Here is a 13,716-nt window from a genome sequence, read left to right on the forward strand (position 1 = left end):
CCGAGCATTTTCTTGCCCGGGAATTGGTGGAGCCTAGCGGGATCGAACCGCTGACCTCCTGCATGCCATGCAGGCGCTCTCCCAGCTGAGCTAAGGCCCCATCGTTGCGCGGCATCATACCGCATCCCAATGGATCGAACCATGTCCGGCTTCGCGCCGTCGGCCGGATGTCCCTCATTTGCATTAGGGAGCGTTGATCGAGGTCGTTTGCAACCTCACCACGCCCTTCGCTTACGTTCGGGAGTTTTTCGGGAAAATGCCCCACGGACATTTTCTTTATCCGAAAAACTGGTGGAGCCTAGCGGGATCGAACCGCTGACCTCCTGCATGCCATGCAGGCGCTCTCCCAGCTGAGCTAAGGCCCCGTTTTCCAGTGTCGGCGCCGTTTGGGTCCGGCGCCTGCGAGGTCGCTGCCATTAGGTGGCAGCTTCCTCCTTGGCAAGCATAAAATTCACTTAATTGTCGTCGTCGCCATCATCGGCGGCGGCGTCGACGCCCAGGTCGTCGTCACCGCCCAGATCGACGTCATTATCCGGCGAATCACCGTCATCATCAACGTCCAGATCCAGATCCAGATCGTCATCAGCCGTCTCGATTTCGCCATCGGCGGTTTCGATGACCTTCTTGGGCGCTTCCTCATAGGGCAGCGGTTGCTTCGACTTCAGTACCGGTTCCGGTTCCCAGGCCGTGCCGCAGTTGATGCAGGTGACCGGGTCATCCTTACCCAGGTCGTAGAAGCGCGTGGCGCATTTCGGGCAGGTACGCTTCGTGCCCCATTCAGCCTTGACCATGTCCGGCCTTGTCCTTCTTGCGAGTGCTCAAAATGGATATTACGCGGCACGACTGGGTCGCCCGCGAAGAGACGGCGCCTTGCCATAGCCAAACCGCGCTGTCAAAAGCCGGGCGCAATTTTTCAGTTCCTTCCAGACGGATTGACCCGTGACCGCTTCTTTCGACCACCCAACTCCCATGACCTTCACTGCCGCGCCGCCGCTTTCCGGTTCGGTCACCGTGCCGGGCGACAAGAGCATTTCGCACCGCTCACTGATGCTCTCGGCGCTGGCCGTGGGCGAAAGCCGCGTCGAAGGTCTGCTGGAAGGCGAAGACGTCCTTGCCACCGCCGCCGCCATGCGGGCCATGGGCGCGGACATCCGCAAGGATGAGGAAGGCATCTGGCACATTCACGGCGTCGGCGTGGGCGGCCTGCTCCAGCCCGAAAGCGCGCTCGAAATGGGCAATAGCGGCACCTCGACCCGCCTGCTGATGGGTCTGGTCGCCAGCCACGCGATCACCGCCACCTTCGTCGGCGACGCCTCCTTGAGCAAACGTCCCATGGCCCGAGTCACCGAACCGCTGTCCCGCATGGGCGCCAGCTTCACGACCAGCCCCGGCGACCGTCTGCCGCTGACCATGCGTGGCGCATGCCCGGCCGTGCCGCTGGACTATCGCCTCCCCGTCGCCTCTGCGCAGGTCAAGTCGGCCATCCTGCTCGCGGGGCTCAACACCCCAGGCATCACGCGTATCGTCGAGCCCATCCCCACCCGCGACCATAGCGAAAAGATGCTGAAGGGCTTTGGCGCCGATCTCGATGTGGAAGTCGAGACGGACGGCACTCGCATCATCACGCTGAAGGGCGAAGCCGAACTCCGCCCACAGTCGATCGTCGTGCCCGGCGACCCTTCCTCCGCCGCTTTCCCGATGGTCGCCGCGCTGCTGGTTCCCGGATCCAAGGTCATCATCGCCAATGTCGGCCTGAACGCGACCCGCGCCGGCCTTGTCGACCTGCTGCGCGAAATGGGTGGCGATATCGCCATTGAAAATCCACGCGACGTGGGCGGCGAGCCGGTGGGCGACCTCGTCATCACGGCCTCGGCGCTCAAGGGCGTCGAACCCGATCCTGCCCGCGCTCCGTCGATGATCGACGAATATCCCGTGGCCTTCATCGCCGCCGCCTTCGCGGAGGGGCGCAGCATCTTCCGGGGTCTGGAAGAATTGCGCGTCAAGGAATCGGACCGCATCGCCACCATGGCGGCGGGCCTGCGCGCCATTGGCGTCACGGTCGAGGAACTGGAGGACGGCATCGTCATAGAGGGCAGCGGCGGCGCGCTCCTTCCCGGCGGCGGCCCGATCGCCACGAAGCTCGACCATCGCATCGCCATGAGCTTCGCAATCGCCGGCCTCGTGTCGAAAAATGGCGTCACCATAGACGACATGCGCCCGGTCGCGACCAGCTTCCCCGGCTTCACCGGCCTGTTGCAGACGCTCGGCGCCATGGCATGAATTTCGACCTCGCCAACATCATAGGCCTGATCGGCAGCGGCCTGATGGTCATTGCCTATGCCTATAGCAACATGGCGAAGCTGCTCAATTTCACCCTCTTCAACCTGCTGAACCTGATCGGCTCGCTGCTGCTGATCTATTCGCTGATGGTTCATTTCAACGTCGCGTCGATGGCGCTGGAAGTCGTCTGGGCCTTCATTGCTCTGATCGGTCTCGCCAAGGCGCTGCGGAAAGGCAAAACATCATGATCATCGCCGTGGATGGCCCAGCCGCATCGGGCAAAGGCACGATCGCCAAGGCGCTCGGCCGCCATTACGGCCTGCCCGTCCTCGATACCGGCCTGCTCTATCGCGCGGTCGGCCTCGCCGTCCTCAAGGCCAGCGGGGATCCCGATCATGAAGCCGACGCGCTGGCCGCCTGCGATTTTGACGACGCGATGCTGAACGACCCGGCGCTCCGCAACGAAGCCGTCGGATCGCTCGCCTCCCGCGTTTCGATCCATCAGAGCGTCCGCAAGGCCTTGGTCAAGCGTCAGCGCGACTTCGCCACCCAGCCCGGCGGCGCCATCCTGGACGGTCGCGACATCGCGACGGTCATCGCGCCCGATGCCGATGCCAAGATCTTCGTCACCGCCAGCGTCCATGTCCGTGCCCAGCGCCGTTATGACGACGCCCTGGCGCATGGCAGCCACCCCGATATGGACAGCCTGATCGCGGACATTCAGGCCCGCGACACTCGCGACATGAGCCGCGATCATGCCCCCCTGCGCGTGGCGGATGGAGCGGACTTGCTCGACACCAGCAATTTGACTATAGACGCGGCCGTCCAGCAGGCCATTGCACTGGTGGACGCTCAGTTGGAACGTCGGCCAAAAGCCTGACGCGATGACGGCGCTTGGGATTCCCAGGCGCCCTTTTCGCTTATCCGCGGGGCGTCGACTCGTCAGGGCCGAACGGATGTTCGCACGGTATTCGGCCGTGCGGGCGCTTTGGCCTGAAAGACCACCGGAGACAACCGGTAGGCCAGCAATGACGAGTGAAGGACTATATTATGGCCTCTACGGCATTCCCCTCGCGCGACGATTTCGCCGCGCTTCTCAATGATTCTCTCGGTGGCGAGGACGGCGGCTTCGAAGGCCGCGTCGTCAAGGGCACCGTTACCGGCATCGAAAACGACATGGCGCTGATCGACGTCGGCCTGAAGTCGGAAGGCCGCGTGCCGCTGCGTGAATTCGCTGCGCCAGGCCAGAAGGCAGACCTCAAGGTCGGCGACGAAGTCGAAGTCTATGTCGACCGCGTCGAAAACGCCCATGGCGAAGCCATGCTGTCGCGCGACCGCGCGCGCCGCGAAGCCGCCTGGGACAAGCTGGAATCCGAGTTCACCGAAAGCGCCCGCGTCGAAGGCGTCATCTTCGGCCGCGTCAAGGGCGGCTTCACCGTCGATCTCGACGGCGCCGTGGCGTTCCTGCCCGGCAGCCAAGTCGACATCCGCCCCGTGCGCGATGTTACGCCGCTGATGGACATTCCGCAGCCCTTCCAGATCCTCAAGATGGATCGCCGCCGCGGCAACATCGTCGTGTCGCGCCGCGCCATATTGGAAGAAACCCGCGCCGAACAACGCAGCGGCCTCATCCAGACGCTGGCCGAAGGTCAGATCATCGAGGGCGTCGTCAAGAACATCACCGACTATGGTGCGTTCGTTGATCTGGGCGGCATTGACGGTCTGCTGCACGTCACCGACCTGTCGTACAAGCGCATCAACCACCCGAACGAGATGATCAACATCGGTGACACCGTCCGTGTCCAGATCATCCGCATCAACCGCGACACCCAGCGCATCAGCCTTGGCATGAAGCAGCTCGAGAGCGATCCGTGGGAAGGCGCTGCCGCCAAGTATCCGGTCGGCGCGAAGCTGTCGGGCCGCGTCACGAACATCACCGAATATGGTGCGTTCGTGGAGCTGGAAGCCGGCATCGAAGGCTTGGTCCACGTTTCGGAAATGTCCTGGACCAAGAAGAACGTCCACCCCGGCAAGATCGTTTCGACCAGCCAGGAAGTCGAAGTTCTGGTGCTCGAAGTCGATCCCGAAAAGCGCCGCATCTCGCTCGGCCTCAAGCAGGCCCAGAACAACCCCTGGGACAGCTTTGCCGAACGTCACCCGATCGGTTCGACCGTCGAGGGCGAAGTCAAGAACGCGACCGAATTCGGCCTGTTCATCGGCCTGGACGGCGACGTCGACGGCATGGTCCACATGTCGGACATCGCCTGGGGCATTTCGGGCGAAGACGCGCTGGCCCTGCACCGCAAGGGCGAGACGGTTCAGGCCGTCGTTCTCGACATCGATGTCGAGAAGGAGCGCATCAGCCTTGGCATGAAGCAGCTTGAGCGTGGCGGCCCGGCCGCTGGCGGAACCGCCGCTGCGGCTGCTGGCCTCAACAAGAACGCGATCGTCACCGTGACCGTTCTGGAAGTGCGCGACGGCGGCCTGGAAGTCCAGGCGGGCGAAGATGGCGCCGCCGGCTTCATCAAGCGCAGCGACCTTGGCCGCGACCGCGACGAGCAGCGTCCGGAACGCTTCCAGATCGGCCAGAAGTTCGACGCCATGGTCACAGGTTTCGACCGCGCCAAGAAGCCGACCTTCTCGGTCAAGGCGATGCAGATCGCTGAAGAGAAGCAGGCCGTGGCTCAATATGGCTCGTCCGACAGCGGCGCGTCGCTGGGCGACATCCTTGGCGAAGCGCTGAAGGCGAAGAGCGAAGGCTAAGGTCTCCTTCGATATCTAACTTAAGTAATAGAGCCCGCCGGAACTTAGCTCCGGCGGGCTTTTTCTTTTCCCATAATGAGAAAGACATACCGATATTGGCCAATTGTCAGAACGTTGAGGATTCATTATAAATTAAGCGGGAACCAGAAGGGGGAGTCTGGAGGACCAATGATACGCTCGGAACTGATACAAAAATTGGCTGAGGAAAATCCAAACCTCAACCTCCAGGAAGTGGAAAGGATCGTCGATCTTTTCTTCAAGGAAATAGTCGACCGCCTTTCAAGTGGCGGTCGAGTGGAATTGCGCGGCTTTGGCGCGTTTACGACACGGGCGCGCGATGCGCGTACCGGGCGGAATCCGCGAACGGGGGAGCAGGTTCCGGTGGACGCGAAGCGCGTTCCCTATTTCAAGCCAGGAAAGGAAATGCGCGAGCGGTTGAACACAAAAGCTGCGGTCTGATTCAAGCACATCCTTGACCTCTGCGCCGTTAGCCTTCAGGGGGTAACGGCCCGAGCGGACGTGGCGAAATCGGTAGACGCAGCGGACTTAAAATCCGCCTCCCCCTGGGAATGCGGGTTCAAGTCCCGCCGTCCGCACCAGCTTTTTTTTCCAGGCGCTAATTTCCCAATTCCAGTGCTTATTGCTGGATATCCGCCTCATTTGTGGTGATGATCGGTCATGGCCGGTGCAATCAATCCACAAAGCTTCAGCGATTCCCTCGTCATATTGGGGGCAGCGGGGCTGGTCATTCCAGGATTCGCCCGGCTTCGGATCAGCCCGGTCATCGGCTTCATCCTGGTCGGGTTGGCAGTGGGACCGTCCGGATTGGGCGCATTGGTCGGCCAATATCCCTGGCTCTATCATGTCACCATTTCCAACAGGGCGGCGATAGAGCCCTTTGCCGAACTCGGCGTCATCCTGCTTCTTTTCTCCATCGGGCTGGAACTGAGCTTTCGTCGTCTTTGGACCATGCGGACTCAAGTATTTGGTGTCGGCGCGGCAGAATTAATCGGCGGCGGTACTCTTATTGCACTTGGCCTTTATTTACTGGGTCAGGCGCCCGCCGGCGCTTTCGGCCTTGGCCTCGCATTGGCGCTGTCATCGACGGCGGTCGTTCTGCCGATGGTCGGCACACAGAGCGCCGTGGGCCGCGCCGCCTTTTCCATGCTGCTTTTCGAGGATCTGGCACTCGTCCCGATCATCTTCATGCTGGGCGCCCTCGCGCCTTCCGTGGCAGCCAGTCCTGAGGGCCCCTGGAGCGAACTGGCCGATACGCTGCTGAAAAGCGGCATCACCATCGCCATCATGCTGGTCCTGGGACGCCTCTGCCTGCCGCATATCTTCAGCCAGGCCGCGCGCACCAAAAGCCCTGAAGTGTTTCTCGCCGCCAGTCTTCTGGTCGTCATCGTTTCCAGCATGGCGACCTCCATTGCCGGCCTGTCACCGATCGTCGGCGCGCTTCTGGCAGGTCTGCTGATTGCCGAAACCGACTATCATGGCGAGGTCGAGGTCATGACCGCGCCGTTCAAGGGTCTGGCGCTGGGCGTCTTCCTCATCACCGTCGGCATGGGCCTGGACGTGCGCGTCATCCTTGCCAATTGGCCAAATCTGATTCTGGCCGTAGTGGGAGTGGTTCTTGCCAAGACGCTTGTAACCGCCGCGTTGCTGTACCTCTCCGGCGCGAGGAAAGGTGTCGCGCTGGAAGTCGGCGTGCTGATGTCCAGTCCATCGGAAACTACCCTCATCGTGCTTTCCGCCGCCGCCGCCGCCCAATTGATATTGCCCTCCACCGCCGCCTTCTGGCAGATCGTGACGGCAATCGGACTGACCATCACGCCGTTGCTGGCGCGGCTGGGCCATGATGTTGCCCGGCGGCTGGAAATGGCGCTAGGCGAAGAGGCGCCCGAAATCAGCGAAGATCATGCGGAAGCCGCTGCCGTCGTGATCGGTTTCGGGCGTGTGGGGCACATGGTGTGCGACTTGCTCAACCTGCATAAACAGCGCTTCATCGTCGTGGAATCCGATCCGGATGTCGTCGCAGAGGCCCGGCGCAGGGGATATCCCATCCTGTTCGGGGACGTGTCACGGACCGAAATGCTCGACAAGCTTCGCCTGGGTCATGCGCGCGCGTTGATCCTGACGATGGACGACCCCGTCCTTTCCATCCGCGTGACGAAGCGCGTGCGCGGCTGGGTGCCGGACTTGCCGATCATCGCGCGCGCGCGGGACACCGATCATGCGGCCCAGCTCTATCGGGCGGGCGCGAGCGACGCGGTTCCGGAAACTCTGGAAAGCTCGCTTCAACTGGCGGAAACCGCGCTGGTCGACCTGGGCGTGGCGATGGGGCCGGTGATCGCCTCCATACATCAGATGCGGGAAGACCTGCGAATGGACATCAAGGATGCCGCCCAGCTTGAGACGGCGCCCAAGCTGCGGCGATTGCGCGCGGATGAGGTGCCTTAAGCCTCGTCTCGCGGCGGGCTGAAAACCGACCAGCCGGTGCGGCGGGCCAGTTCTTCCAGAGCCAATGTTCCGAGTTGGCTGTTGCCATTTTCGTTCAAGCCGGGGGACCAGACGGCGATGGAGGCGCGACCGGGAACGATCGCCAATATCCCGCCGCCGACTCCCGATTTGCCGGGAATGCCGACGCGGAAAGCGAAATCGCCCGATGCGTCATAATGACCGCAGGTCAGCATCAGGGCATTGATGCGCTTGGCCCGGCTGGACGAAACGACCCGGCCACCCTCCGGATGCTGACCGTCGAGCATCAGGTAGCGTCCGGCCAGGGCAAGCTGACGGCAGCTCATTTCGATCGCGCATTGGTGGAAATAAGTGCCGAGCACCAGATCGACCGGGTGCCTGATATTGCCGAAGGCGCGCATATAATTGGCGAGCGCCATATTGCGGAAGCCGGTCGCGGTTTCGGAAGCCGCCACGGCTTCATTGATGGCGATGCTGTCGTCCCCGGCCAGATAGCGCACGAAGCGCAACATTTCCCCGATGGCGACGCGGGGTTGATGGCCGCCCAGATTGACATCCGCGACGACGATCGCGCCCGCATTGATAAAGGGGTTTCGCGGAATGCCCCGTTCCTGCTCCAGTTGGACGATGGAGTTGAAGGCATTGCCGGATGGCTCCCGCCCTACCCTTTCCCAGAGCTGGTCACCGACTTTGCCGAGCGCGAGGGTCAGCGCAAAGACCTTGGAAATGGATTGGATCGAAAAGCCGATGTCGGAGTCGCCGCCTTCGATCAGGCGGCCATCGGCGGTGGCTATGGCGATGCCGAACTGGCCGGGATCGACCTTGGCCAGCTCCGGAATATAGCTGGCGACGGTACCGCGATCTTCCCGGGTCGCGGCTTGGGCGACGATATCAGCAAGGATCGCGGGCAGGTCCATGGCTGGCCTCAGATGCCGGAGAATAATTTGGGTGATAGGTTACATGGATAGAAGCGCGAAAGAAGGTCGTTTTCTTGGATTTTTCCTATGGGTCAGAAGTCCGGTGCGGCATAGCCTGATCGGGATGATGTCGGGTAGGGAAATGTGTATTGGGGTAATGGGCGGCAGTAATTAACCAGGAGCGGACGTTTGATAATATCGTCATCCCAGCGAAGGCTGGGATCTCGTGAGGCCGGGCCGTGCACTATCGCCTGAGATCCCAGCTTTCGCTGGGATGACAGAAATGATGTCCGCCTTCCACCCTTATTAGACAGGTGAAAGGCCCGCTTACAGCAGGGGATTGGACTTAGGCCGGGACGTTGGCGAGGGTAGCCTTGACCGCGTCGATCGCGGCCTGCGCCTTGTCGCCTTCAGGGCCACCACCCTGGGCCATATCCGGACGGCCGCCGCCGCCCTTCCCTCCCAGCGCTTCCACGCCCGCGCGGACGAGGTCGACGGCGCTGATGCTGTCCTTCAGATCATCGGTCACGCCGACGGCGATGGTGGCACGCCCGTCGACCACGGCGAGGACTGCGGAAACGCCACTGCCCAAGATCGCCTTGTTCTGGTCGACCAGGCCGCGCAGCTCCTTGGGGTCAAGGCCTTCTATGACCTGACCGATGAAGTTGATGGCGCCGACCTTTTCGGGGCCTGCCGCCTGAGCGGAGCCGCCGCCGCCCAAAGCCAATGCCTTCTTCGCTTCGGCCAATTCGCGTTCGAGCTTGCGGCTCTGTTCGACCAGCGCGGCGATGCGGGCCGGGACTTCCTCCGGCGTTGTCTTGAGCGCGGCGGCGGACTGGCGCAGGCGATCCTCGCGGTCGGAAAGCCAGAGGCGCGCCGCTTCGCCAGTCAGCGCCTCAATGCGGCGGACGCCGGATGAGACGGCAGATTCCGAAATGATCTTGAAGATCGCAATGTCGCCCGTTGCGCGGACATGGGTGCCGCCACAGAGTTCGACCGAATAGCTGTGCGCGTCACCCTTCCCCATCGAAAGAACGCGGACTTCATCGCCATATTTCTCCCCGAACAGGGCCATGGCGCCCGCCTGGATGGCGTCGTCGGGCGTCATCAGGCGGGTCGTCACCGCCTCATTATGGCGGACCTGCTCGTTTACTTCAGCCTCGATCGCGGAAATCTGGCTATGGGTCAGCGCCTCCGGATGGGAGAAGTCGAAGCGCAGGCGTTCCGGCGCGACCATGCTGCCCTTCTGTGTGACATGCGCACCCAACTGGTTGCGGAGTGCGGCATGCAGCAAATGCGTTGCGCTATGGTTGGCGCGGATGCGGTCGCGGCGGTTGATGTCCACGCTCAGGTGAACGGTGTCGCCAACCTTGATCTTGCCCGCGCCGACCTTTGCCTTGTGAGCGTGGAGGCGGCCGAGCGGCTTGGCTGTATCTTCCACATCCGCGACTAAGCCCGCCTGCGAGCTGATCGTGCCCGCGTCGCCCATCTGACCGCCGCTTTCGCCATAGAAAGGCGTCTGATTGGTGATGATCATGACTTCATCGCCCGGCCCCGCCGCATCGATGCGCGCGCCGTCCTTCACCAGCGCGAGGACTTCGCCCTCGCCCACTGTGGCGGTGTAGCCGATGAATTCGGTGCTGCCGGTGGTTTCGGCAATGTCGAACCAGATTTCATCCGACGCCTTTTCGCCCGATCCCTTCCATGCGGCGCGGGCAGCGGCCTTCTGCTCCGCCATCGCCTTGTCGAAGCCTTCGCGATCGACGCCGAGGCCGCGCGAACGCAGCGCGTCTTCGGTCAGGTCATAGGGAAAGCCAAAAGTGTCGTAGAGCTTGAACGCGGTTTCGCCGGAGAGCGTGCCGCCTTCGTGCAAGTCGCCGGTCGCTTCGTCGAGGAGCTTGAGCCCGTTTTCCAGCGTCTTGCGGAAGCGGGTTTCCTCACGCAGCAGCGTTTCCTCGATCAGCGGCTGGGCGCGGACCAGTTCCTGATAGGCGCCGCCCATTTCGGAGACGAGACTGCCGACCAGACGATGCATCAACGGCTCCTTCGCGCCGATGATGTGGGCGTGGCGCATGGCGCGGCGCATGATGCGGCGCAGCACATAGCCGCGGCCTTCGTTCGCGGGCAGCACGCCATCCGCGATCAGGAAGCTGGTCGAGCGCAGGTGATCCGCGATGACGCGGTGACTGGCCTTATGCTCGCCATCGATAGCGGTTTTGGTCAGCGCACCCGATTCCTCGATCAGCGCCTTGAAAGTGTCGGTGTCGTAATTGTCGTGGACGCCCTGAAGTACAGCGGCGACGCGTTCCAGGCCCATGCCGGTGTCGATGCTCGGCTTGGGCAGTTCGGAGACGATCTCATTCGCTTCCTGCTCATATTGCATGAAGACGAGGTTCCAGATCTCGACGAAGCGGTCGCCATCCTCCTCCGGGCTTCCCGGAGGGCCGCCCCAGATATGTTCGCCATGATCGTAGAAGATTTCCGAGCAGGGACCGCAAGGGCCGCTATCGCCCATCGCCCAGAAATTGTCCTTGGTGGGGATGCGGATGATCTTGTGCACGGGCAGGCCTGCAATCTTCTTCCAAAGGTCGAAGGCTTCATCGTCGGTGTGATAGACGGTGGCGGTCAGCCTTTCGGCCGGGATGCCCCATTCCTTGGTCAGCAGGGTCCAGGCGTGGGTGATCGCCTGTTCCTTGAAATAGTCGCCGAAGCTGAAATTGCCGAGCATTTCGAAGAAGGTGTGGTGGCGCGCGGTGTAGCCGACATTGTCGAGGTCGTTATGCTTGCCGCCGGCGCGGACCGACTTCTGGCTCGACGTCGCCTTGTTGTAAGGCCGGGTTTCAAGGCCCGTGAAGACATTCTTGAACGGCACCATACCCGCATTGACGAACATCAGCGTCGGGTCGTTGTGCGGCACCAGAGGCGCCGATGGGACGATGGTGTGGCCGTTGGCCCCGAAATAGTCGAGGAAGGAGCGGCGAATGTCGTTGGTCGAGGTCATGAGGCGCGATTTAGTGGGAAGCGCTCCAACGCACAAGCGGGGCTTTTCGTCGTTTATTGGAATATCGGTCGATGGGGTTTTGGATTGGGACGGGTAGCGTCCCATTTGCCCCCTCCCGATAGCGGGAGGGGGCGCATTGGTTACGCCGCCGCCTTCGCCAGCGCGCGATATTTGTGGAGCAGCGGTTCCGTATAGCCATTGGGCTGGCCGACGCCTTCGAACACCAGAGCGCGCGCGGCCTGCCAGGCCAGGCTGGACGGATTGCCGCTCATGGGCCGGTAGAGCGGATCGCCGGCATTCTGGGCATCGACCTTGGCCGCCATGCGGGTGAAGGCGGCGTCGACCTGTTCCGCCGTGCAGACGCCGTGGAGCAGCCAGTTCGCCATATGCTGAGAGGAAATGCGCAGCGTGGCGCGGTCTTCCATCAGGCCGATATCGTGGATGTCGGGAACCTTGGAGCAGCCGACGCCCTGATCGACCCAGCGGACGACATAGCCAAGGATGCCTTGCGCGTTATTGTCCAGTTCCTGAGCGATTTCTTCTTCGGACCAGTTGCGGCCCTGCGCGACCGGGATGGTCAGCAGCTTGTCGAGCGAAGCGATAGCTTCGGCCTTGCGCTCGGTCTGGCGGGCGAAGACGTCGATGCGGTGATAGTGAGTCGCGTGCAGCGTCGCTGCGGTGGGGGACGGAACCCAGGCGGTGTTGGCGCCGCTCTTCGGATGCCCGACTTTCTGGTCGAGCATGTCGGCCATGCGGTCCGGCGCGGCCCACATGCCCTTGCCGATCTGGGCGCGGCCGGAAAGACCGCAGGCCAGGCCGATCTGGACGTTGCGGTCTTCATAGGCCGTGATCCAGTCGGACGTCTTCATCTCGCCCTTGCGGATCATCGGGCCGGCGCGCATCGACGTGTGCATCTCGTCGCCGGTGCGGTCGAGGAAGCCGGTGTTGATGAAGACGATGCGGTCCTTCACTGCCTCGATGCAGGCGGCGAGGTTGGCAGAGGTGCGGCGTTCCTCATCCATGACGCCGACTTTCAGCGTGTGGCGGGCAAGGCCGAGCAGATCCTCAATGGCGTCGAACAGGCGGTTGGTGAAACCGACTTCTTCAGGGCCGTGCATCTTGGGCTTGACGATATAGACGCTGCCGGTGCGGCTGTTGCCGCCTTCTCTCGTGAGGTCGTGCAAGGCGATCAGCGTGGTGACGATGCCGTCGACTATGCCTTCCGGAGCTTCCTGGCCGTTGGCGAGCAGGATTGCCGGGGTGGTCATCAGATGGCCGACATTGCGGACGAACAGCAGGCTGCGGCCCGGCAGGGTTAAGCTGCTACCGTCGGGCGCGGTGTAGCTGCGATCCGGGTTGAGCGCGCGGGTCATCATCGCGCCATTCTTTTCGAACGTGTCGCTGAGGTCGCCCCGCATCAGGCCGAGCCAGTTGGAATAGGCAGCGACCTTATCCTCCGCATCCACCGCGGCGACCGAGTCTTCCAGGTCGCAGATGGTGGTAAGGGCGGATTCGAGGATGACGTCGGCTATGCCGGCAGGGTCGTCCTTGCCGATCGGATGCGAGCGGTCGAAGACGACTTCGATGTGCAGGCCGTTATGGCGGAACAGGCGGCCCTTTTCGCTTTTGCCGCGATATTGGGCCGGGTCGGCCAACTGGATGTCGCCGCCGGTAAGGTCAGCCCAAGAGCCGCCAGCGAGCGGAATGGCTTCGTCGAGGAAGGATTTGGCCCAAGCGATGACCTGCGCGCCGCGCTGCGCATCATAGCCCTTGCCCGCCGCCGCGCCGGGAATCGCGTCGGTGCCGTAGAGCGCGTCATAGAGGCTGCCCCAGCGCGCATTGGCGGCGTTCAGCAGGAAACGGGCGTTGAGGATCGGAACGACCAATTGCGGCCCGGCGAGGCGGGCGACTTCGTCATCGACATTCTCGCTGCCGATCTGGAACGGCGCGGGTTCGGGGACGAGATAGCCGATCTCGCGCAAAAAGCCCTGATAGGCCGCGCCATCGAAGCTGCGCCCGCCGCTTTCCCCGTGCCAGGCGTCGATCTGCTCCTGAATTGCATCGCGCTTGGCGAGCAGCGCGGCATTTTCCGGGGCGAACTTCGCGAAAATCGCGGCGGCGCCCTGCCAGAAAGCTCCGGCCTCTATGCCCGTGCCGGGGAGCGCCCGTTCCTCGATGAAGCTGGCGAGTTGCTGCGCGACCTGGAGGCCTGCGCGATCGGTCATGCTGGTCATGGGATGATCTCCTTTTGCGCGGGACCATAGACGGATCGCA

General features: G+C 62.7%; 10 protein-coding genes and 3 tRNA genes. 7 read left to right on the forward strand and 6 right to left on the reverse strand.

Translation table 11 applies throughout. From position 1 onward, the window contains the following. Positions 1-24: 24 nt before the first annotated feature. The 3 genes from VVT58_RS05060 to VVT58_RS05070 all read right to left on the reverse strand — a co-directional run bounded on the left by VVT58_RS05060 (position 25) and on the right by VVT58_RS05070 (position 791). Positions 25-100 (reverse strand) — tRNA-Ala (locus VVT58_RS05060). Between the two features lie 189 nt (positions 101-289). Continuing rightward, positions 290-365, reverse strand: a tRNA-Ala gene (locus VVT58_RS05065). Between the two features lie 90 nt (positions 366-455). After that, the gene (locus VVT58_RS05070; protein WP_066557504.1) at positions 456-791 is read right to left on the reverse strand and encodes a TIGR02300 family protein; all 336 of its coding nucleotides are present in this window, start codon (positions 789-791) and stop codon (positions 456-458) included. A gap of 178 nt (positions 792-969) precedes the next feature. On the opposite strand from VVT58_RS05070, the gene aroA reads away from it, so the two are divergent. The 7 genes from aroA to VVT58_RS05105 all read left to right on the forward strand — a co-directional run bounded on the left by aroA (position 970) and on the right by VVT58_RS05105 (position 7,506). Then, the gene (gene aroA, locus VVT58_RS05075) at positions 970-2,280 is read left to right on the forward strand and encodes a 3-phosphoshikimate 1-carboxyvinyltransferase (RefSeq protein WP_327754703.1); all 1,311 of its coding nucleotides are present in this window, start codon (positions 970-972) and stop codon (positions 2,278-2,280) included. Continuing rightward, positions 2,277-2,528, forward strand: a complete 252-nt coding sequence (locus VVT58_RS05080) for a hypothetical protein (protein ID WP_066557499.1) — start codon at positions 2,277-2,279, stop codon at positions 2,526-2,528. Before aroA ends, VVT58_RS05080 begins: the two co-directional genes overlap by 4 nt. Further along, positions 2,525-3,160, forward strand: a complete 636-nt coding sequence (gene cmk / locus VVT58_RS05085) for a (d)CMP kinase (RefSeq protein ID WP_327754672.1) — start codon at positions 2,525-2,527, stop codon at positions 3,158-3,160. Before VVT58_RS05080 ends, cmk begins: the two co-directional genes overlap by 4 nt. A gap of 170 nt (positions 3,161-3,330) precedes the next feature. Continuing rightward, positions 3,331-5,043, forward strand: coding sequence for a 30S ribosomal protein S1 (gene rpsA / locus VVT58_RS05090; protein ID WP_066557495.1), 1,713 nt, complete (start codon positions 3,331-3,333; stop codon positions 5,041-5,043). Between the two features lie 168 nt (positions 5,044-5,211). Then, positions 5,212-5,502: an integration host factor subunit beta gene (locus VVT58_RS05095; protein WP_066557492.1), complete on the forward strand. Its 291-nt coding sequence runs from the start codon at positions 5,212-5,214 to the stop codon at positions 5,500-5,502. Between the two features lie 54 nt (positions 5,503-5,556). Then, positions 5,557-5,642, forward strand: a tRNA-Leu gene (locus VVT58_RS05100). Positions 5,643-5,721: 79 nt separating this feature from the next. After that, the gene (locus VVT58_RS05105; RefSeq protein ID WP_327754671.1) at positions 5,722-7,506 is read left to right on the forward strand and encodes a cation:proton antiporter; all 1,785 of its coding nucleotides are present in this window, start codon (positions 5,722-5,724) and stop codon (positions 7,504-7,506) included. Here the strand turns inward: VVT58_RS05105 and VVT58_RS05110 are convergent. The 3 genes from VVT58_RS05110 to VVT58_RS05120 form a co-directional block, all read right to left on the reverse strand. Continuing rightward, complete coding sequence (locus VVT58_RS05110) at positions 7,503-8,441, reverse strand: glutaminase (protein WP_327754670.1); 939 nt, start codon at positions 8,439-8,441, stop codon at positions 7,503-7,505. The two genes, VVT58_RS05105 and VVT58_RS05110, sit on opposite strands and share 4 nt — an antisense overlap. A gap of 346 nt (positions 8,442-8,787) precedes the next feature. Next, positions 8,788-11,442 (reverse strand): alanine--tRNA ligase, encoded by a 2,655-nt coding sequence (alaS, locus tag VVT58_RS05115; RefSeq protein ID WP_327754669.1) that lies wholly within the window; start codon positions 11,440-11,442, stop codon positions 8,788-8,790. Positions 11,443-11,582: 140 nt separating this feature from the next. After that, positions 11,583-13,676: a malate synthase G gene (locus VVT58_RS05120; protein ID WP_327754668.1), complete on the reverse strand. Its 2,094-nt coding sequence runs from the start codon at positions 13,674-13,676 to the stop codon at positions 11,583-11,585. Between the last annotated feature and the right edge of the window lie 40 nt (positions 13,677-13,716).

Origin of the sequence: Sphingobium sp. SJ10-10 (genome assembly GCF_036038995.2) — a bacterium.
Lineage (GTDB): Bacteria > Pseudomonadota > Alphaproteobacteria > Sphingomonadales > Sphingomonadaceae > Sphingobium.

Bases quoted from the DNA above. Each gene is read 5' to 3' on its own strand.
- alaS (WP_327754669.1), bottom strand. From the start codon at position 11,442: ATGACCTCGACCAACGACATTCGCCGCTCCTTCCTCGACTATTTCGGG.
- VVT58_RS05080 (WP_066557499.1), top strand. From the start codon at position 2,277: ATGAATTTCGACCTCGCCAACATCATAGGCCTGATCGGCAGCGGCCTG.
- VVT58_RS05095 (WP_066557492.1), top strand. From the start codon at position 5,212: ATGATACGCTCGGAACTGATACAAAAATTGGCTGAGGAAAATCCAAAC.
- aroA (WP_327754703.1), top strand. From the start codon at position 970: ATGACCTTCACTGCCGCGCCGCCGCTTTCCGGTTCGGTCACCGTGCCG.
- VVT58_RS05070 (WP_066557504.1), bottom strand. From the start codon at position 791: ATGGTCAAGGCTGAATGGGGCACGAAGCGTACCTGCCCGAAATGCGCC.
- VVT58_RS05105 (WP_327754671.1), top strand. From the start codon at position 5,722: ATGGCCGGTGCAATCAATCCACAAAGCTTCAGCGATTCCCTCGTCATA.
- cmk (WP_327754672.1), top strand. From the start codon at position 2,525: ATGATCATCGCCGTGGATGGCCCAGCCGCATCGGGCAAAGGCACGATC.
- VVT58_RS05120 (WP_327754668.1), bottom strand. From the start codon at position 13,676: ATGACCAGCATGACCGATCGCGCAGGCCTCCAGGTCGCGCAGCAACTC.
- VVT58_RS05110 (WP_327754670.1), bottom strand. From the start codon at position 8,441: ATGGACCTGCCCGCGATCCTTGCTGATATCGTCGCCCAAGCCGCGACC.
- rpsA (WP_066557495.1), top strand. From the start codon at position 3,331: ATGGCCTCTACGGCATTCCCCTCGCGCGACGATTTCGCCGCGCTTCTC.